The 16,613-nt window shown below is 73.7% G+C and carries 17 protein-coding genes; 10 read left to right on the top strand and 7 right to left on the bottom strand.

Annotated elements, in window-relative coordinates:
* Window positions 1-68: 68 nt before the first annotated feature.
* Window positions 69-1,238 (bottom strand): MFS transporter, encoded by a 1,170-nt coding sequence (locus ABZ444_RS29400; RefSeq protein ID WP_358003556.1) that lies wholly within the window; start codon window positions 1,236-1,238, stop codon window positions 69-71.
* A gap of 108 nt (window positions 1,239-1,346) precedes the next feature.
* Between ABZ444_RS29400 and ABZ444_RS29395 the strand changes: the two genes are divergently transcribed.
* Window positions 1,347-1,574 carry a hypothetical protein gene (locus ABZ444_RS29395; RefSeq protein WP_358003553.1) on the top strand — a complete coding sequence of 76 codons (228 nt, stop codon included), beginning with the start codon at window positions 1,347-1,349 and terminating at the stop codon, window positions 1,572-1,574.
* A 102-nt stretch (window positions 1,575-1,676) separates the two neighbouring features.
* On the opposite strand, the gene ABZ444_RS29390 is transcribed toward ABZ444_RS29395, so the two are convergent.
* A complete protein-coding gene (locus ABZ444_RS29390) occupies window positions 1,677-2,264 on the bottom strand; it encodes a TetR/AcrR family transcriptional regulator (RefSeq protein ID WP_358003551.1) in 588 nt (195 codons plus the stop codon).
* 66 nt (window positions 2,265-2,330) lie between these two features.
* Here ABZ444_RS29390 and ABZ444_RS29385 point away from each other — a divergent pair, with 66 nt between their 5' ends.
* From ABZ444_RS29385 to ABZ444_RS29365, 5 genes are all read left to right on the top strand, one after another.
* Window positions 2,331-4,214 (top strand): ABC transporter ATP-binding protein, encoded by a 1,884-nt coding sequence (locus ABZ444_RS29385; protein WP_358003548.1) that lies wholly within the window; start codon window positions 2,331-2,333, stop codon window positions 4,212-4,214.
* Window positions 4,211-5,608 carry an ABC transporter ATP-binding protein gene (locus tag ABZ444_RS29380; protein WP_358003545.1) on the top strand — a complete coding sequence of 466 codons (1,398 nt, stop codon included), beginning with the start codon at window positions 4,211-4,213 and terminating at the stop codon, window positions 5,606-5,608. The genes ABZ444_RS29385 and ABZ444_RS29380 overlap by 4 nt, the downstream gene beginning before the upstream one ends.
* 49 nt (window positions 5,609-5,657) lie before the next feature.
* Window positions 5,658-5,921, top strand: coding sequence for a hypothetical protein (locus ABZ444_RS29375; RefSeq protein WP_358003542.1), 264 nt, complete (start codon window positions 5,658-5,660; stop codon window positions 5,919-5,921).
* A 32-nt stretch (window positions 5,922-5,953) separates the two neighbouring features.
* A complete protein-coding gene (locus tag ABZ444_RS29370) occupies window positions 5,954-6,703 on the top strand; it encodes a class I SAM-dependent methyltransferase (RefSeq protein WP_358003539.1) in 750 nt (249 codons plus the stop codon).
* 157 nt (window positions 6,704-6,860) lie between these two features.
* Complete coding sequence (locus ABZ444_RS29365; protein ID WP_358003536.1) at window positions 6,861-7,127, top strand: hypothetical protein; 267 nt, start codon at window positions 6,861-6,863, stop codon at window positions 7,125-7,127.
* On the opposite strand, the gene ABZ444_RS29360 is transcribed toward ABZ444_RS29365, so the two are convergent.
* On the bottom strand, window positions 7,043-7,579 hold the full coding sequence (locus tag ABZ444_RS29360) for a M15 family metallopeptidase (protein ID WP_358003533.1): 537 nt from the start codon (window positions 7,577-7,579) through the stop codon (window positions 7,043-7,045). The two genes, ABZ444_RS29365 and ABZ444_RS29360, sit on opposite strands and share 85 nt — an antisense overlap.
* A gap of 141 nt (window positions 7,580-7,720) precedes the next feature.
* Here ABZ444_RS29360 and ABZ444_RS29355 point away from each other — a divergent pair, with 141 nt between their 5' ends.
* Both ABZ444_RS29355 and ABZ444_RS29350 read left to right on the top strand, forming a co-directional pair.
* Window positions 7,721-8,416, top strand: a complete 696-nt coding sequence (locus ABZ444_RS29355) for a response regulator transcription factor (RefSeq protein WP_358003530.1) — start codon at window positions 7,721-7,723, stop codon at window positions 8,414-8,416.
* Window positions 8,409-9,524 (top strand): HAMP domain-containing sensor histidine kinase, encoded by a 1,116-nt coding sequence (locus ABZ444_RS29350; protein WP_358003527.1) that lies wholly within the window; start codon window positions 8,409-8,411, stop codon window positions 9,522-9,524. The genes ABZ444_RS29355 and ABZ444_RS29350 overlap by 8 nt, the downstream gene beginning before the upstream one ends.
* Here the strand turns inward: ABZ444_RS29350 and ABZ444_RS29345 are convergent.
* Complete coding sequence (locus tag ABZ444_RS29345; RefSeq protein ID WP_358003524.1) at window positions 9,484-10,305, bottom strand: helix-turn-helix domain-containing protein; 822 nt, start codon at window positions 10,303-10,305, stop codon at window positions 9,484-9,486. The two genes, ABZ444_RS29350 and ABZ444_RS29345, sit on opposite strands and share 41 nt — an antisense overlap.
* A gap of 102 nt (window positions 10,306-10,407) precedes the next feature.
* Here ABZ444_RS29345 and ABZ444_RS29340 point away from each other — a divergent pair, with 102 nt between their 5' ends.
* Together ABZ444_RS29340 and ABZ444_RS29335 are read left to right on the top strand one after the other, a co-directional pair.
* Window positions 10,408-11,232, top strand: coding sequence for a phytanoyl-CoA dioxygenase family protein (locus ABZ444_RS29340; protein ID WP_358003521.1), 825 nt, complete (start codon window positions 10,408-10,410; stop codon window positions 11,230-11,232).
* A gap of 41 nt (window positions 11,233-11,273) precedes the next feature.
* Window positions 11,274-12,050 carry a hypothetical protein gene (locus ABZ444_RS29335; RefSeq protein ID WP_358003518.1) on the top strand — a complete coding sequence of 259 codons (777 nt, stop codon included), beginning with the start codon at window positions 11,274-11,276 and terminating at the stop codon, window positions 12,048-12,050.
* A gap of 28 nt (window positions 12,051-12,078) precedes the next feature.
* On the opposite strand, the gene ABZ444_RS29330 is transcribed toward ABZ444_RS29335, so the two are convergent.
* The 3 genes from ABZ444_RS29330 to ABZ444_RS29320 all read right to left on the bottom strand — a co-directional run bounded on the left by ABZ444_RS29330 (window position 12,079) and on the right by ABZ444_RS29320 (window position 16,518).
* Window positions 12,079-14,574 carry a hypothetical protein gene (locus ABZ444_RS29330; protein WP_358003515.1) on the bottom strand — a complete coding sequence of 832 codons (2,496 nt, stop codon included), beginning with the start codon at window positions 14,572-14,574 and terminating at the stop codon, window positions 12,079-12,081.
* A 70-nt stretch (window positions 14,575-14,644) separates the two neighbouring features.
* Window positions 14,645-15,250: a cysteine hydrolase gene (locus ABZ444_RS29325; protein ID WP_358003512.1), complete on the bottom strand. Its 606-nt coding sequence runs from the start codon at window positions 15,248-15,250 to the stop codon at window positions 14,645-14,647.
* 26 nt (window positions 15,251-15,276) lie between these two features.
* Complete coding sequence (locus ABZ444_RS29320; RefSeq protein WP_358003510.1) at window positions 15,277-16,518, bottom strand: MFS transporter; 1,242 nt, start codon at window positions 16,516-16,518, stop codon at window positions 15,277-15,279.
* Window positions 16,519-16,613 lie beyond the last annotated feature (95 nt).

Raw genomic sequence — 16,613 nt, 5'->3', positions numbered from 1 at the left:
GGTCACCACCGCCAGCCGGCGCCTGGCGACGAACACGACAACGACCAGCAGCGCGGAGAACACGGCGATCATGGGCATGGCGCGCCCGCCACGGGCCCGGCGGCCAGGGTGGCGAACGCGGCGGAGAAGGAGCCACTGGCCTGGTAGACCGCCCCCACCACGACCGGCACGGTCACGCTGCCCAGTTGCGCCACCGCGTTCGTCGCGCCCGCCGCCGAGCCGGCCAGCGCCGTCCCCGACAGGCCGGGCACCATGGCGATCAGCAACGGTGAGTACAGGTACGCGCCCAGCCCCGCGAACCCGGCCGTCACCAGGAACGCCGTCTCCGTCTCCATGCCGCCGAACAGCAGCAGGCAGCCGGCGAAGGCCACCAGCACGGCGACCGCCGGGCGTTTGCGTCCCCGTCCGGCCAGGTCGGTGGCCAGGCCGATGACCGGTTTGCCCACCGCGCCCGCCGCCGCGAACACCACGACGACCGTGCCCGCGGTCACCGGGTCGAGCCCGTGCCCCTTCACCATGAGGGTGTTGGACCAGGTCACGAAGCCGTACGTGCCCCACAGCCCGCCGAAGCCGGCCAGGCCGATCAGCCGCAGGTCGCGGTCGCGGGCCAGGCCGCGCAGCGACGGGCGCGCGGCCGGCGGCTCGCGCCGGTCGCGCAGCAGCGTCAGGCACACCAGCGCGAGCCCCATCGACACGATCCCGAACAGGTGGTACGAGGCCCGCCAGTCGTACCACTGGATCAGCCGGGGCACGAGCACGTTGGCGATCATCGTCCCGAGCGAGGAGGCCATGGTGAACACGCCCATCGCCAGCCCGCGCTCCCGCTCGCCGAACCAGGACGCGATGAGCTTGACGCCCGCCGCGAAGTCGGCCCCCGCGCAGAGCCCGATCAGCGCCTGCACCGCGATCCCGGCCCCGGCGGACGGCACGGACCCGAACACGATCATGAAGCCGCCCGCCGTGAACAGCGACCCCGACAACACGACCCGGCTGCCGATCCGGTCACCGAGCAGCCCGCCGCCGATGTTGGACAGCACATAGCCGACGTAGTACGCCGTCGCGAACGCCCCCAGCCCCGCCAGCGACACCCCCAGCGCCTCGCCCGCCTGCAGCGACGCGGGCCCCCAGGTGGAACGGTCGACGGAGGTCATGGTGAGCGAGGCCCAGCAGAGCAGCAGCACGACCCACCGCCGCAGGGACCGGGCCTCGACCGATGGTGACAGTGTGTAATCGCCCACGGGCGGTCACGCTACCGCCTCACGCCACACCTTGTGACTCTCTGTACTTGAGCCATAACAATCTGCTACTCTCGGCGGTCCTTCCAGACCATGCCGAAGGGACCTCGAATGTTCAAGAGAAGACGCGCATCAGCCGCCCTCGCGATCGCCGCCGCCGTGGCCGCCGCGCCGGCCGGCCCGGCCCGCGCGGCCGCTCCCGTACCGCTGCCCCACCCCTACCCCGGCTTCGGCCCCGCCTGGCCGGCACCGGCGGGCACGGCCCACGTCCACAACGCCGTCCAGGACGCCGCCCGCAGTCAGGGCCTGCCGAACAAGAGCGCCTTCAGGGTGTCGTGACCCCCTCACCGGCAAAGGCGCCGGGCGTCGGCGTACGGCGACGCCCGGCCCGTCCGCTCCGGCGGGAACCCGCCGCCTGACCGCCCGCGGAACCGATCCGGATCAGGCGCCGGGCGTGCTCCGGGCGCCGTCGGCGAAGTGCCGCAGAACCATCTCGATCAGCGCGTCGACGTCGGCCTCGACCATCGGCTCGCCGGTCATGCCCATCCGGTGGAGCAAGGTGCCGACGACGACGTCGATGTAGAGCAGGACGCGCTGCTCCGGCTCGCCGAGGGCCTCCTGGAGCGCGAGCCGGTACGGGTCCTGGAACCGGGTGGACAGGACCGCGCGCAGGGCGGGGTCGCTGACGGCGTCGCTGAACACGCCCGCGAACGCGTCGCCGGTGCCCGGTTCGCTGATCTTCCCCGCGATCCAGCGGATGGTCGAGGACATGATCTCGGCCCGGTCGGCGCCCTCCAGCGGCGCCGGGCCGAACGCGTCGAGCAGGCAGTCGACGATCAGCTCGCCCTTCGTCGGCCAGCGCCGGTAGACCGTCGTCTTCGCCACACCGGCCGCGGCGGCGATGCGCTCGACGGTGGCCCGCGCGTAGCCGAGCTCGTGGACGGTGCGCAAGGTGGCGGCGAACACCTCGGCGTTGACGCCGGAGCGCGGGCGACCGGGCGGTCTGGCGGAAGTGCTCGCTCGGGTCATGCCTGAACGATAACTTATTGCGCTACCGTAAGTATCGATACTTCAGGTAGCGGAATTGGAGGACTCATGACCGGCAGCCGCGATCCGAGCCGGGGACACCGGCCCACCCCCGAGCCGCCCGCGCCTGTCCCTGAGCCGCCGGAGGCCGTCACCGAGCCACCGGAGGCCGTCCCGCCGGCGGAACCGGACGCGGGCGGGCTGCTGCGTCCGCACGCCCCGGCGTTCGTCGCGGTCGTCGTGTCGCAGGTGATCGGCGCGGTCGCGGGCCTGGCGCCGCTGCTGGCGGTCGTCGAGGTGGGCCGCGTCCTGCTGTCGCCGGGCCCGGTGGACGCCGGTCGCGTCCGGATCGCGGTGCTCGCGGGCGTGGCCGGGCTGTTCGTGCGGCTGCTGCTGACGGGCGCGTCGTCGGGGCTCGGGCACGTGCTCGACGGCCGGGTGCAGCTCTCGTTACGGCGGCGGCTGGCGGACCGGCTCGGGCGCGTGCCGCTCGGCTGGTTGTCCACCCGCCGCACGGGCGAGCTGGCCAAGGTGGTGGGCGAGGACGTGAGCGCGGTGCATCCGTTCATCGCCCACGCCCCCGGCGACCTGGCCACGGCGTTCGTGGTGCCGGCGGTGTCGCTGGTCTACCTGCTGACCGTCGACTGGCGGCTCACCCTGATCACGCTGATCCCGGTGGCGCTGGCCCTGGCGCTGGTGCCGCTGATGATGCGGCCCGCGCGGCTGCGCGAGCAGGAGGAGTTCGACGCCGCCATGGGACGCATCGCGAGTTCCGTCGTGGAGTTCGTGCGGGGCATCGCGGTGGTCAAGGCGTTCGGCGGGTCCGGGCGCGCCCACCGCGCCTTCGTGCGCGCCGCCGACGACTTCGCCGGCACCTTCGGCCGGTGGGCCCGCGGCATGTCCCTGATCGCGGCGGGGATGCAGGTCGTGCTGTCGCCGCCGTTCGTGCTGCTGGTCGTGCTGGCCGGCGGTGCGGCCCTGATCACGGGCGGCGGCCTGGCCCCGGCCGACCTGCTGCCCTTCCTGCTGCTCGGGCTGGGCCTGACGGCCCCGGTCGCGGCGCTCGGCCACGGCTTCGACGACCTCCAGGCCGCCCGGCGCGCGGTCGGCCGGATCAAGGACGTGCTCGCGGCGCCGCCGCTGCCGGAGCCCGCCCGTCCGGTCGTGCCCCGGGGGCACCGGATCGAGTTGCGGGACGTGCGGTTCGGCTACGACGACGGCCGCGAGGTGCTGCGCGGGATCGACCTGGAGCTGGAGCCCGGCACGGTCACCGCGGTCGTCGGGCCGTCGGGCGGCGGGAAGTCCACGCTGGTGCGGCTGTTGCCGCGGTTCTTCGACCCGACGCACGGCTCGGTCGTCCTGGGCGGGGTCGATCTGCGCGAGATCGGCAGCCGGGAGCTCTACCGGCGGGTCTCCTTCGTCTTCCAGGACGTCCGCCTGCTGCGCGCCTCGGTCGCGGACAACATCGCCCTGGGCGTGCCGGACGCCGGCCGCGAGGAGATCGTGCGCGCCGCCCGGCTCGCGCACATCCACGACCGCGTCCTGGAACTGCCGCACGGGTACGACACGGTGATCGGCGAGGAGACCGGCCTGTCGGGCGGCGAGGCGCAGCGCATCTCGATCGCCCGCGCGCTGCTCGCCGCCACGCCCGTGCTGGTGCTCGACGAGGCGACCGCCTTCGCCGACCCGCAGACCGAGCAGGCGGTGCGCCGCGCCCTGGCGACGCTGGAGGGCGAGCGGACGATCCTGGTCATCGCCCACCGCCTGGAGACCGTCATCGACGCCGACACCGTCGCCGTCCTGGAGAACGGGACGATCGTCGAGCGCGGCAGGCCCGCCGACCTGCTGGCGCGGAACGGGCGGTTCGCCGCGTTCTGGCGGTCCCACCGATCGGCGCTCACCGACGAGACCGAGGCCCGCGACGCCGTGCCGCAAGGAGAACGATCCCGATGATCCGCATGTTGCTGCGCGTGCTGGGACACCGGTACGCCGGGCCGGCGCGCCGCACCGTGGCCCTGATGACGACGACCGCCGTGGCCGAGGGCCTGTCCTACGCGCTGCTGGTGCCCGTGCTGCGGGCACTGTTCGGCGGCACGCCCGCCGACGCCTGGCCCTGGCTGGGCGCGTTCGGGGCCGCGGTCGCGGTCTACGCCGTGCTGCGCTACACCAGCGACCTGGCCGGCATGCGGGTGGGGACCTCGATGTTGCGCGGCATGTACCACCGGCTCGGCGAGCACCTGGCCCGGCTGCCCCTCGGCTGGTACGACGCCGACCGGGTCGGCGAGGTGTCCGTCATGGCCAGCCGTGGCCTGTTGCAGGCGATGGGCATCATCGCCCACCTGCTGGCGCCGTTCGTCTCCGCGCTGGTCACACCGTTGACCATCGTCGCCGTGATGTTCACCGTCGACTGGCGGACGGGGCTGGCCGCGCTGGCCGCCGCGCCCGTCGTGGCGGCGGTCCAGAGCTGGACGGCGCGTTCGACGGCGGCGGCCGACGACGAGCGCCACGAGCGGGACAAGGAGGCCACGGGGCGGGTCGTCGAGTTCCTGCAGACCCAGCCGGTGCTGCGGGCCGCGGGCCGCATCGGCGAACGGTTCGCGCTGCTCGACGACTCGCTGCGCGAGGTGCGGCGGGCCTCCCGCCGTACGGTGGTCTCGACGTTGCCCGGCGTGGTGGGGCTGGCGCTGGTGGTGCAGGCCGCGTTCAGCGTGATCCTGGCGCTGGGCGCCTACCTCGCGCTGGGCGGGGAGATCGGCGTGGCGGAGGTCCTGGCGGTGCTGGTGCTGACCGCCCGCTGCGCGGATCCGCTGCTGTCGCTGTCGGAGGTCGGGGGCAAGCTGCGTGCCGCGCGTTCCGTGCTGGCCAGGCTGGACGCGGTGCTGAGCACCGAGCCGCTGCCGGAGCCGCGCGAACCGGTCGAGCCGGTGCGCCACGACCTGGCGTTCGAGTCCGTCGCCTTCCGGCACGGCGACCGCACGGTGCTCGGCGACGTGTCGTTCTCCGTGGCCGAGGGGCAGCGGCTCGCCGTGGTCGGGCCGTCGGGGGCGGGCAAGAGCACCCTGCTGCAACTGCTGGCCCGCTTCCACGACGTGGACGCGGGCGCGGTCCGCGTGGGCGGCGTGGACGTGCGCGACATCAGCACCGAGGCGCTGATGAGCCGGATCGCCGTCGTCTTCCAGGACGTCTACCTCTTCGACGGCACGATCGAGGAGAACGTGCGGCTCGGCCGTCCGGACGCCGACGAGGCCGAGGTGCGGGCGGCGGCGACCGCGGCCCGGCTGGACGAGGTGGTCGAGCGGCTGCCCGGCGAACGTCGGCGAGGGCGGGGCGCTGCTGTCCGGCGGTGAGCGCCAGCGCGTCTCGATCGCGCGGGCGCTGCTGAAGAACGCCCCCGTCGTGCTGCTGGACGAGGTGACCTCCGCGCTGGACCCGGTGAACGAGGCGGCCGTCCACGAGGGCGTCGAGCACCTGATGGCGGGGCGCACGGTGGTCATGGTCGCCCATCGCATGCGGACCGTCCGGCGCGCCGACCGCGTCGTCTTCCTCGACGGCGGCCGGATCGTGGAGGAGGGCGGCCACGACGAGCTGCTGCGCCGCGGCGGCCGGTACGCCGGTTTCTGGCACGTCTCGACGGCCGTCCCGGACTCGATAACGGAGTGAACCTTCTGGATCATGTGCGTACTGTGGCGAAGGTGGATCCAGCTGACTTCTACACCGGAATCGTCGCGGAGCTCTACGGGCCGCTGAAGTCCTTCTCCCAGGACCCGGAGCCCTATGCCGCCTTCGTCGAGCGAGCCGGCGCCCCCGCGCTGGAGCTGGGCTGCGGGGACGGCGATCCCCTGCTGGAGCTGCGCCGGCGCGGCCTGGAGGTCGACGGCGTCGACTCCTCCGCGGACATGCTGGCCCTGCTCCGGCGCCGGGCCGGCGAGCTGGGCGTGTCCGTGACGCTGTTCCACCAGCGCATGGAGAGCCTGCGCCTGCCCCGCCGCTACCGGGCGATCTTCCTCGCCGGGCCGAGCTTCACCCTGCTCCCCGACGACGCCACGGCGCTGGCCGCCCTGCGCGGCATCCGCGCCCATCTTGACGAGGGCGGCGTCGCGCTGGTGCCCCTGTTCACCCCCGACCCGGCCCCGGCCGACCAGATCGGCCGGGCACGCGCCGCCGTCGCCCCCGACGGCGCCGACCTGCGGGTGTCGGTCGTCTCCCAGCGACGCGACGAGACCGCCCGGACGCAGACGACCCTCCTGCGCTACGAACGCCACCACGGCCCGGACGTCAGCGTCGCCGAGCGCCCGTGGGTCCTGCACTGGTACCCCCGCGAGGTGTTCGAGGAGCTGGCCGCGACCGCCGGCCTGGCCGTGACCGCCGTCACCGACCCGGACGGCGACCCCGCCCCCGCCTCCGCCACCGACCTGCACGTCCACCTCGAACCCGCCACCTGACCCAGCGGCGGCGCGGAACATCGTCGTGCGTCTTCGCGCGTTCGCGGCACGTCCGCCGCGCCGCCCGAGGCATCATGCCCCATGCCGAAACGTACCGGCGCGGCAGGCGTTCACGGCCGCGGTCGTCCCTCCGGGGCGGCGTACGGCCGCCGCCGGCATGACCAGCCTGGCCCGCAGCGTCGCCGTCTCGGTCGCCCCGCTCGCCGCGACCATCATGGTGACCGGCACGCTGGCCGCGCTGGGCGCTCCCCTGCTGCTCGGCGTGGCCCTGGGCCTGGGCTACGACCTGGCGCTCCGGCGCGCCTACCGCGGCGTGCCCTGTCCTGAGGGGGACGCCGGTCAGCGCCGCAGCCTCGGGTCGCGGGTGGGGTCGGCGTACATGCGCGGGCAGCCGCGGTCGACGGCTTTCGGACGCAGTTCGTAGTGCCAGGGCTCGTTCCGGTAGATCTGGCACAGCCCGTACGCGGCGCCGTGCGCCGACAACCATCCGGCGGCGGCGGCCCCCAGGTCGACCGCGTCCCCGGACACGTGCAACGACGTGTCCGGGGAGGCCACCCATCGGGCGGCCTCCTGCTCCGAGCCGTACCGGGCGACCGCCTCACGGCGCAGCCGTTCCTGGTACGCGGGGGAACGCCGGCCGCTGTTGACGACGAACTCGACCCCGTCGCCCGCGGCCTCGGCCGCGGCCCGGCGCAGGGCCCCGAGCAGATCGGCGTCGAGGCCGGCGACGGCCGGGATCCCGTCGTCGAAGACCGTCACGCCGTCGGGCACGGCCCCCTCGGCCTCGTCGTACGCCGAGGCGGTCAGGGACGTCACCGCCTGGTGGACGACGACGCCGGCGGCGAGCGCCGCACCGAGGACGACAAGCGCGGCCACCAGGGCCGACCGGGTCCGGCTGGCTGCCGTTCGTGCTGGTCCGCTGGGTATCATGCGGCCAGTCAAGGCAGCGGTCCGTTGCCGGCCCGTATGGGATTTTTCATATGCCGGCGATAGGCCCCGGGCCGTACGGTCAGGGGTATGCGGGTACTGATCGTCGAGGACGAGCCCTATCTGGCCGAAGCCGTCCGCGACGGCCTGCGCCTGGAAGCGATCGCCGCCGACATCGCCGGCGACGGGAACACCGCCCTGGAGCTGCTGAGCGTCAACACCTACGACATCGCCGTCCTCGACCGCGACATCCCGGGCCCCTCGGGCGACGAGATCGCCGGGCACATCGTCGCCTCCGGCAGCGGCATGCCCATCCTCATGCTCACCGCCGCCGACCGGCTCGACGACAAGGCCAGCGGGTTCGAACTCGGCGCCGACGACTACCTCACCAAGCCCTTCGAGCTGCGCGAACTCGTGCTCCGGCTCAGAGCGCTGGACCGCCGGCGGGCCCACAGCAGGCCGCCGGTGCGCGAGATCGCGGGCCTGCGCCTGGACCCGTTCCGCCGCGAGGTCTTCCGCGACGGCCGCTACGTCCCGCTCACCCGCAAGCAGTTCGCCGTGCTCGAAGTCCTCGTCGCCGCCGAGGGCGGGGTCGTCAGCGCCGAAGAGCTCCTGGAGCGGGCGTGGGACGAGAACGCCGACCCCTTCACCAACGCCGTCCGCATCACGGTCTCGTCCCTGCGCAAGCGCCTCGGCGAGCCCTGGGTGATCGCCACCGTGGCGGGGGTCGGCTACCGCATCGACACGGCGCCCGCCGCCGGGCGCGAGGAGGGGGACCATGGGTAGGGCCCCCGGCCTGAGCGTGCGGCTCAAGCTCACCCTGAGCTACGCCGGGTTCCTCGTGGTCGCGGGCCTCCTGCCGCTCGGCGCGGTGGGGGTCTACTACATGCGCGGTCTGCCCGATGACGCCATCTACTCCACCGGCGACTTCCTGGTCAACCGATCGGCCATCGTGCGGTCGTTCGCCCCGTTCGCGGCTCTCGTGCTGGCGTTCCTGCTGGTGTTCGGCCTCGTGGGCGGGTGGTTGCTGGCCGGCCGGATGCTCGCGCCCCTGACCCGCATCACGGACGCCGCCCGCAGGGCCACCGGCGGCTCGCTCTCCCACCGCATCCGGCTGCCGGGCCGCGCGGACGAGCTGCGCGAGCTCGCCGACGCCTTCGACACCATGCTCGCCCGGCTCGAAGCGCACGTCGCCGAGCAGCGGAGGTTCGCCGCCAACGCCTCCCACGAGCTGCGCACCCCGCTCGCCGTCGCCCGGACGCTCCTCGACGTCGCCCGCACCGACCCCACCCGCGACCCCGCCGAGCTCGTCGACCGCCTCCACCTGGTCAACAGCCGGGCGATCGACCTCACCGAGGCGTTGCTCCTGCTCAGCCGCGCCGACCAGCGGGCCTTCCCGCGCGAGCGCGTCGACCTGTCGCTGATCGCGGAGGAGGCCGTCGAGACGCTGCTGCCCCTCGCCGAGCGGCGCGGCCTCGCCGTCGAGACCGCCGGCGACCTGACCCCCGCCACGGGCTCACCCGCGCTGCTGCTCCAGATGACGACGAACCTCGTGCACAACGCGATCGTCCACAACCTGCCTGGCCAGGGCACGGTGTGGGTCACGACCGCCGTGCACGCCGGGACGGTGGCCCTCACCGTCGAGAACACCGGCGACGAGCTGCCCCCGGACGTGGTTCCCACGCTCGTCGAGCCGTTCCGGCGCGGCACCGACCGCGTCCGCGCCGACCACGCGGGGGTCGGGCTGGGCCTGGCGATCGTCGGCAGCATCGTCCGGGCGCACGACGGAACCCTGGAGCTCGTCCCCCGCCCGTCCGGCGGCCTCCGCGTCACCGTGCGCCTCCCGGCGGGCGTCACGGAGGGCACCCCCCGTCGGCGACCGCCCGCCGCCTGAACTCCGTGGGCGTCAGGCCGGTCGACTCGCCGAAGGCCCGGTAGAAGCTCGACCTGGTCTGGAAGCCGCTGGCGTGCGCGACCCTGTCGACGCCCCAGCCGGTGACCAGCAGCAACCGGCACGCGTGGGCGACCCGCAGCCGGGTGACGTACTGCCAGACAGGCATGCCGAGGGCCCGTTTGAAGGCCAGGGCCGCGTAGGTGGGGTGCACCCCGGCGGCTTCGGCGATCTCCTCGACCGACAGCCGGTCGGTGTAGCGGCGGGCGACGACGGCCAGCATCCGCTCGGCCGATCCGGCCGCCGCCGCTTCGGCGGGCGCCCTCTCGCGCGGCTCGCCGGTCAGGCGGGCCAGCCGGGCGTGCATCTCCAGCAGGCAGACCTCGGCCACGGCGGGGGCCGGCTCGTGGCGCAGCTCCCGGTCCCAGCGGCCCATGAGGAAACGGTCGTGCTCGCCCTCGGCGGCGGTGCCGTACAGGAACTCTCCCGACAGCGCCCGCTCGACGGCGCCGCGCAGCCGGTCGTGGCCGATGACGGCGCTCAGGGGGACGGTGGCCCAGAGGAAGTCCACGCCCTCGGCCGTGAGCAGCCGGTGCGGGTAGCCGCCCCAGAAGACGGCGAGACGGCCGGGCGGCAGGTCCACCTCGCCGCCGACGGTCGCGTACCTGGCGGTGCCCGACAGGACGAGGTTGAACTCGACCTCGGGGTGGATGTGGGAGCGGGGCATGGGGCCCGACGTCACGTGGAACGCCTGCAGGCCGATGACCTGGGCCAGAGATCGCACACCTTGAGGATATGCGACATCTCGGATCTTCCGGGTGGATGACCGGAATGAGGTCGCCGAGGCAGAGTAGCGGCATCTCACCACACCCCCGGAGGTTCCCCCATGTCCGAGCTGGACGACTTCATGTTCGACCTCAACGGCTACCTGATCCTCAGGAACGCCGTGGACGCGGATCTGCTGCGGCGGCTCAACGAGGAGTTCGACGCCTTCCCCCGCCACCTCGCCAGGGGCGAGTGGTACCGGGGCGCCCAGCGCCGCGACTACACCCCCGAGACCGGCTTCGAGCTGCACCAGGCGGTCGCGGCGGGCCGGCCGTTCGAGGAGCTGGTCGACCACCCGAGCTGGTTCGACCTGGTCAGGCACTACGCGGGCGAGGAGGACAGCTACATCCCCGGGGTCTTCGTCGACGAGACGATCGCCTCGATCCGCGAGTCGGGCGGGCACCACCCCGTGCACTCCGGCGGCCACCGCACCGCGCTGCGCTGCGGCTACCGCTACGACCACGGCGTCTTCCGCTGCGGCCAGGTCAACATCATCCTCGCGCTGACCGACGTCGGCGAGGGCGACGGCGCGACGATGGTGGTGCCCGGCTCGCACAAGTCGAACTTCCCGCACCCGCTGGGCGGCGACTACGCCAGGGGCGACCGCATGGACACCCTGCCGGGCGCGATCCCCGTCCACCTGGAGAAGGGCGACGCGCTGCTCTTCGTGGACGGGCTCATGCACGGCGGCTCCACCCGTACCAACCCCGGCGAGCGCCGCGTGGTCATCTACCGCTACGGCCCGGTATGGGCGGGCAGCAGGTACGGCTACGTCTACGACGAGTCCTGGCTCGGCGGGCTGACCGAGCAGCGTCGCAAGGTGCTCTACCCGGTCCCGCGCGTCCACGTCGGCGACCCCTGCCCCGCGGAGCCCGGCGACAGGTGAGGAACGTTCACGCCCGCGAGCGGGTGTGGCAGCCTGGAGGCGTGACTGTCGAGTGGTCCAGGGACGACGTGCTCGCGGCCGTCAGGGCGCGGCTGCTGCGTCCGGGCGCCGTGACGGCGGGGTTCGCCGGGGTCGAGGTCGTGGCGGAGGGCGACGGCATGCTGGTGGCCTTCCGCTGGCGGCGGGACCCGAACACCTACGCCGTGCGGATCGGGTTCCCGGCGGCGCCGGAGAGCGCGTGGACCGGCCTTCCGGTGTCCTCGGCCGGCGAGTGGGCCTGCGACGTCGAGTTCCTCCTCATGGAGGAGCTCGACACCGGGCTGGTCCGCCGGAGCCGCCGGACGGTCCGCGACGGCCGGGTCCTGCTGGACACCCGCGACGCCCCGGACGTCTGGCCGGCCGGGTACTTCGTCGGCACGGTCCCCCTCGACGACGACGCGGCCGCCGCCGATGCCGGGTTCTGGCTGGCCAGGGAGGGCCTGGACGTCGGCGTCCCCCGTCGGCTGATCGCCGAGGCGAGGCTCGCCTGCTGGCTCCAGGCCTACGTCGACAACGCCCGCGGCGAGCCCCTCGTCGGCCACGCGGCCGCGTCCTGGGAGGACGAGCGGCACACCATGGCCCGCCTCGACGTGGCGTACGTGCTGCCCGGCGTCCCGGCCGGGGTGCGCCGGGCGCTGGCCCTCCTCGCGGTCCGGGAGGTGGCCGAGGCGGGCGCCCTGGGCGTGGTCACCGCCATCGACGTCCCCGAGCTGCGGGAGCTCGGGTTCGGGCCCGCGGGCGACGGCGGCCTCGTCCTGCACACCAGGAGCGGCGCCTGATCCCGAGGTGACGGGCCCGCGCCCGGGGTCAGCGCCGGGGGCAGGCGAACTCGTCGTGCGGGCCCCAGGTGGTCTTCACGTCGCCGCCGTCGCGGCGGCCGCACTCCATGGCCACCACCGGCCCTCGGGGGGTGTCCCGGAGGATGAGGAACCTCTTGTCGGACGGCACGACGGTCACCGCGCCCGACGCGTTGCGCGGATCGCTCGGGTAGACGATCGTCCCCGTCGCGCCGCGCAGGCCGGCGTCCCCGCCGACGCCGAAGGAGGACAGGACCTGCACCGAGCCCCGTCCGCAGCCCGCCGCCTTGTTGAGCTGGCAGACGGTGTTGACGGCCGTGGCCATGGTCATGAGGGCGTCGTAGGCGAGCGGCCCGCGCCAGTGGTCGTACCAGGCGTCGTGGCCGTAGGCGGCGGAGTAGCGGGCGAGGTACTCCTTGCCCATCTCGTTCGGCGGCCGGCTGGGGAGCGCGTGCGCCGAGTAGTACAGCGTGACGCCGTCGAAGGACAGTTGCTGCGCGCGCGTCACCGTGGTGGTGACGTCGGCCCCGGCCAGCACGGTGAGGGCGCTCGGGCACGCGTTCTTGCCCTTGACGGTCTGCAGGAAGTCGCGCAGCCGCTGGGCCCGTCCCGGCCAGAGGACCAGGGTGCGCCGGGGGTCCTTGGCGACGATCGCGCAGGTCTCGTCGGCCAGCGCCGACAGGCTGTACACCGTCTTGCCGCCGGGCTGGGGGCTCTTGCTCGACGGTGAGAACCACAGCTGGGTGCTCGGACGGAACGCGGCGGCGAAGTCGTCGCTGAGGGTCTTGCTGTAGTCGTCGTCGGGATCGCCGAGGATGACGGCCGACGCGGCGGGGGCGCACGTGCCGTCCCCGGCGGGGATGACGCCGGCGTTCCTGACGAAGGCCGCGATGAGCCGGGCCTGTTCCGGGTTGTCGTAGGAGACCTGGTGATACAGCGGGTGCGACTGGAAGGTCTCCGAGGTGGCGCCGATGCCCAGCATGGGCAGGCCGCCTTCGCCGAGGATCCGCTGGGCCTCGATCGTCTCCTTCCTGCTCTCGCCCAGCCCGATGACGCCGAGCACCTTCCGGTCCGGCTGGGCCGCGATCCGGCGCGCCATCTCGGGCGCCTTCGCGTACCCGGCGCCGGCCTCCTGGACGTTCACCCGGACGAAGACGTTGCCGTCGTAGTTGCGCCGGCTGTGCGGGGTGGCCTCCGCCATGTCGTTCATCTTCCGCTGGGCCAGCCCGATCCCGCGCAGCTCGGGGAGCACGCCGTTGTACTCGGGGTGCTCGAAGGCGGCGACCCCGGAGCCGAGGTACACCACGGTCTTGACGGTGTATCCCTGCTTCTCCTTGGCCTCGACCCTGGCGTTCTCGGCCTCGATCCGCTGCTTGTCCGCGGCGTAGAGGTTCTTCGCCCCGGCGGCGTCCGGGACCGGGGAGGGCGGGCTCGCCGGGCCGGGCGCGGGCTGCGCGAGGCAGGAGGTGTCCGGCGGCCGGATCGGGGGCAGCCAGGGGATCGCGAGCACGGCCGCCAGGCCGACGGCGGCCAGGCCCTGCGCCACGGCCTCCGTCGCGGCGAGCCCGGGGCTGCCGAGCCGCACGGGGATCTTGGTCCGGCCCGCCAGGGTGGCGGCGTCGAGGCCGCCGGTCCCCTGGATGACGCCCTCCGTCGTGCCGAGGGCCGCCTTGCCGCCGAGAGCGCTCGCCGCCCATCTGAGGTCCGGGTCGGTGGCCTTGACGTCCGAGGCCGGCGCGGCGATCACCACCGTGCGACGTACGCGGGTGTCCCGCGCGGCTTCGGCGACGCGGTCGGTGAGCGCGGCGTCGCCGGTGACGAAGAGCACGAACCTGCTCCGGCGACGCCGCCGCCACGGTGACAGCCTGGGGGTGAAGGCCGCCTCCAGGTCGCACAGAAGCGCCCGGAGCAGGGCTCCCTCCTGCTTCTCGCGGTCGGGGCCCCACATGAGCCGGCCGGCTTCCGGGAAGAAGTCGGCTTTGTCATGCCCGATGTAGCCGGGGAACCAGCCGCGGGTCCGGCGGCGCCACGACCAGCGGAAAACGCCGCGTATCGCCCAGCCCGCCACGATGAACAGCAGAACCTGGAAAAACAACGACAAGCCGCCCACTTGGTTGGCACTCCGTACGAAATAGGCGAGATTTGGATGAAGGTCGTAAAAGGCCAGCTGGAGTGCGCCGGTTGCCTGCTCGCCCTCCTTTATCGCACTTAAGGCCCGATAACGGGGAAATCGCACCGTGCCCCAGCCGCGTGGCGTCGTGTTCCCCAGCTGGACGACGACCCGCCCCAGGTCGATGGCCTCGTCGACCTCGGCGTACGGGACGAGGGGCCGGTCGTCCGCCGTGCGCAGCCGGCCGACGAGCGCCTTGACCACGACGCCGGGGGCGACCGCCCGTGTGCCCTTGAAGATGCTCACGACCAGGGCCGCCGGAGCGGCCCCACGTGCCGTGACTCTTTCGTCGATCATCGAGGCGAACGCGTCGAAGTCGCCGTTCGAGGGAGCCATGCACCCAGTATTGAGGCCACGGGTAATTCGGCCCGCCCGCGATACGAAAGTGAAATCGAACGGTTGGCGGTCATCGGCTCCCGCGCAGGAGCGAACGCAGCCCGGCAGTGTCGACGACGTGGGCCGTTCTCGGGAACACGCCGCTCATCAGCGTCCGGTGGACGTGCCGGTCCGGGTCGGCGACCCCGTCCGACAGCACGTGCAGCCGGTAGTCGCGGTCGGCGGCGTCGGCGACGGTGGACAGGACGGCGCCGCTGGTGGTGAGCCCGGCGACGACCAGGGTGGTGATTCCGCGCTCCCGCAGCCGGCGATCGAGGTCCGTCGTGGACAGCGCGCCGACCCGGGTCTTGCGGACGACGAGGTCCCCTGGCTCGGGGGCGACCCGCCGGTGGAAGTCCGTGCCGGGGTCCTCGTGGTGCAGCAGGCGTCCGTGGCCGATGAACGAGAACGTCGGGTTGGCGGCCGGGATCGCCGCCCAGTCGGCCTCGGTGAACCCGAGCCGCACGTGGACGACGAGGGCGCCGTGCGCGCGCATGCCGGCGGCCGCGTCGGCCACCCGGGACAGCAGCGCCTCCTGCTCCTCCAGGCCGGGCAGCGAGGCGAGCACGCCCTGCTGGAGGTCCAGGACGAGCAGCGCGGCCGTCCGGGGGTCGAGCTCGGGGGACGTGACGGTCATCGTTGTCTCCTTGGTGATGAGGGGATTCAGGCGTGGGGCGCGGGCACCGGCTCGGGAAGGGCCGCCGCGGCGCGTCGGGGAAGCAGCAGCGGGGTCGCCAGCAACAGCACGCCGGCCAGGCCGATGGCCGTACGCGGGCCGAGCAGGGCGCCCAGCACCCCCCACGCGGCCGTCAGCAGCGCGGTCGACGCCTTGGTCGTCACCGACCAGGCCGACAACGTGCGGGTGATCCGGTCGTTCGCGGTGCGTTCGAGGCGGTAGGTGGCCGAGACGGGGTTGAAGACGCCGCAGCAGAAGATGAGCCCGAGTTCGACGCCCATCACCAGCAGCAGCCCTCCGCTGCCCGGCCCCACGAAGGCCAGCCCGAGGGGCCACACCGCGCGCAGCGTCCCGGTCACGACCAGGACGCGGTGCTGCCCGAACCGGGTGACCAGCGGACGGGCCAGCCGCGCCCCGAGCAGCCCGCCGACCGCGGGCACGGCGAAGGCGAGACCGTACTGCCACGAGGTGAACCCCAGCCGGCCGAGCATCAGGACGGCCAGCAGCGCGTCGGCGGCCATCAGCAGCCCGTTGAACAGGGCGGTGTTGAGGAACAGCGGGCGCAGCGCGGCGTCGGCGAGGATGTACCGCCAGCCGTCGAGCAGGTCGCCGGCGCGCATGCGCGCGGGCTCCCGTCGTTCGGGGCGCGGCTCGCCGCCACCCGCCGCGCGCACGCCCAGGGCCGACAGCAGGTAGCTGACCGCGTCGGCCACCACCGTCGCGACCGGGCCGAGGAGCGCGATGGCGGCGCCGCCCAGCGGCGGCCCGACGATCGTGGTCGTCCAGGTCGTGGACTCCAGGCGGGCGTTCGCGACGAGCAGGTGCTCGCCCGGCAGCAGCGTCTTGAGGTACGCCCCGGAGGCGGCGCGGAAGGTGATGTCGGCCGCCGCCACCACGACCGAGACCAGCAGGAGCTGGACGAAGGTGAGCACGCCGAACGCGAACGCGGCGGGGATCGTCAGCAGTGCCGCGAACCGCACCAGGTCCGCCCCGATCAGCACGGGCCGCTTGCGGCGGAACTCCACCCACGGGCCGAGCGGCACCGCCACTGCCGCGCCCACCGCCGCGCCCACGGCCGACAACGCCGCGACCTGCGCCGGCCCGGCGTGCAGCACCTGGACGGCGATCAGCGGGAAGGCGCCGAAGGCGAGCCACGTGCCGAGCGCGCTGGTGCCGTACGCCGCCCACAGCCAGCCGAACCGGCGGCCCAGCCGGTGCCCGTCTCTCATGTCCGACGCTCCTCGTCATTCGCCCGTACAACCGATACGCGATCGAGAGCATCCAATCGGGCAGGCCAGTAGGAGATCAAACAACCGGATGGCCC

The sequence above is a fragment of the Nonomuraea sp. NPDC005730 genome, assembly GCF_040630865.1.
In the GTDB taxonomy this organism is placed as follows: domain Bacteria; phylum Actinomycetota; class Actinomycetes; order Streptosporangiales; family Streptosporangiaceae; genus Nonomuraea.
The sequence above is the reverse complement of the archived record's forward strand: the minus strand, read 5'-3'. Positions and strand labels throughout refer to the sequence as shown.

Bases quoted from the DNA above. Each gene is read 5' to 3' on its own strand.
- ABZ444_RS29395 (WP_358003553.1), top strand. From the start codon at position 1,347: ATGTTCAAGAGAAGACGCGCATCAGCCGCCCTCGCGATCGCCGCCGCC.
- ABZ444_RS29390 (WP_358003551.1), bottom strand. From the start codon at position 2,264: ATGACCCGAGCGAGCACTTCCGCCAGACCGCCCGGTCGCCCGCGCTCC.
- ABZ444_RS29385 (WP_358003548.1), top strand. From the start codon at position 2,331: ATGACCGGCAGCCGCGATCCGAGCCGGGGACACCGGCCCACCCCCGAG.
- ABZ444_RS29380 (WP_358003545.1), top strand. From the start codon at position 4,211: ATGATCCGCATGTTGCTGCGCGTGCTGGGACACCGGTACGCCGGGCCG.
- ABZ444_RS29365 (WP_358003536.1), top strand. From the start codon at position 6,861: ATGACCAGCCTGGCCCGCAGCGTCGCCGTCTCGGTCGCCCCGCTCGCC.
- ABZ444_RS29355 (WP_358003530.1), top strand. From the start codon at position 7,721: ATGCGGGTACTGATCGTCGAGGACGAGCCCTATCTGGCCGAAGCCGTC.
- ABZ444_RS29350 (WP_358003527.1), top strand. From the start codon at position 8,409: ATGGGTAGGGCCCCCGGCCTGAGCGTGCGGCTCAAGCTCACCCTGAGC.
- ABZ444_RS29340 (WP_358003521.1), top strand. From the start codon at position 10,408: ATGTCCGAGCTGGACGACTTCATGTTCGACCTCAACGGCTACCTGATC.
- ABZ444_RS29330 (WP_358003515.1), bottom strand. From the start codon at position 14,574: ATGGCTCCCTCGAACGGCGACTTCGACGCGTTCGCCTCGATGATCGAC.
- ABZ444_RS29325 (WP_358003512.1), bottom strand. From the start codon at position 15,250: ATGACCGTCACGTCCCCCGAGCTCGACCCCCGGACGGCCGCGCTGCTC.
- ABZ444_RS29320 (WP_358003510.1), bottom strand. From the start codon at position 16,518: ATGAGAGACGGGCACCGGCTGGGCCGCCGGTTCGGCTGGCTGTGGGCG.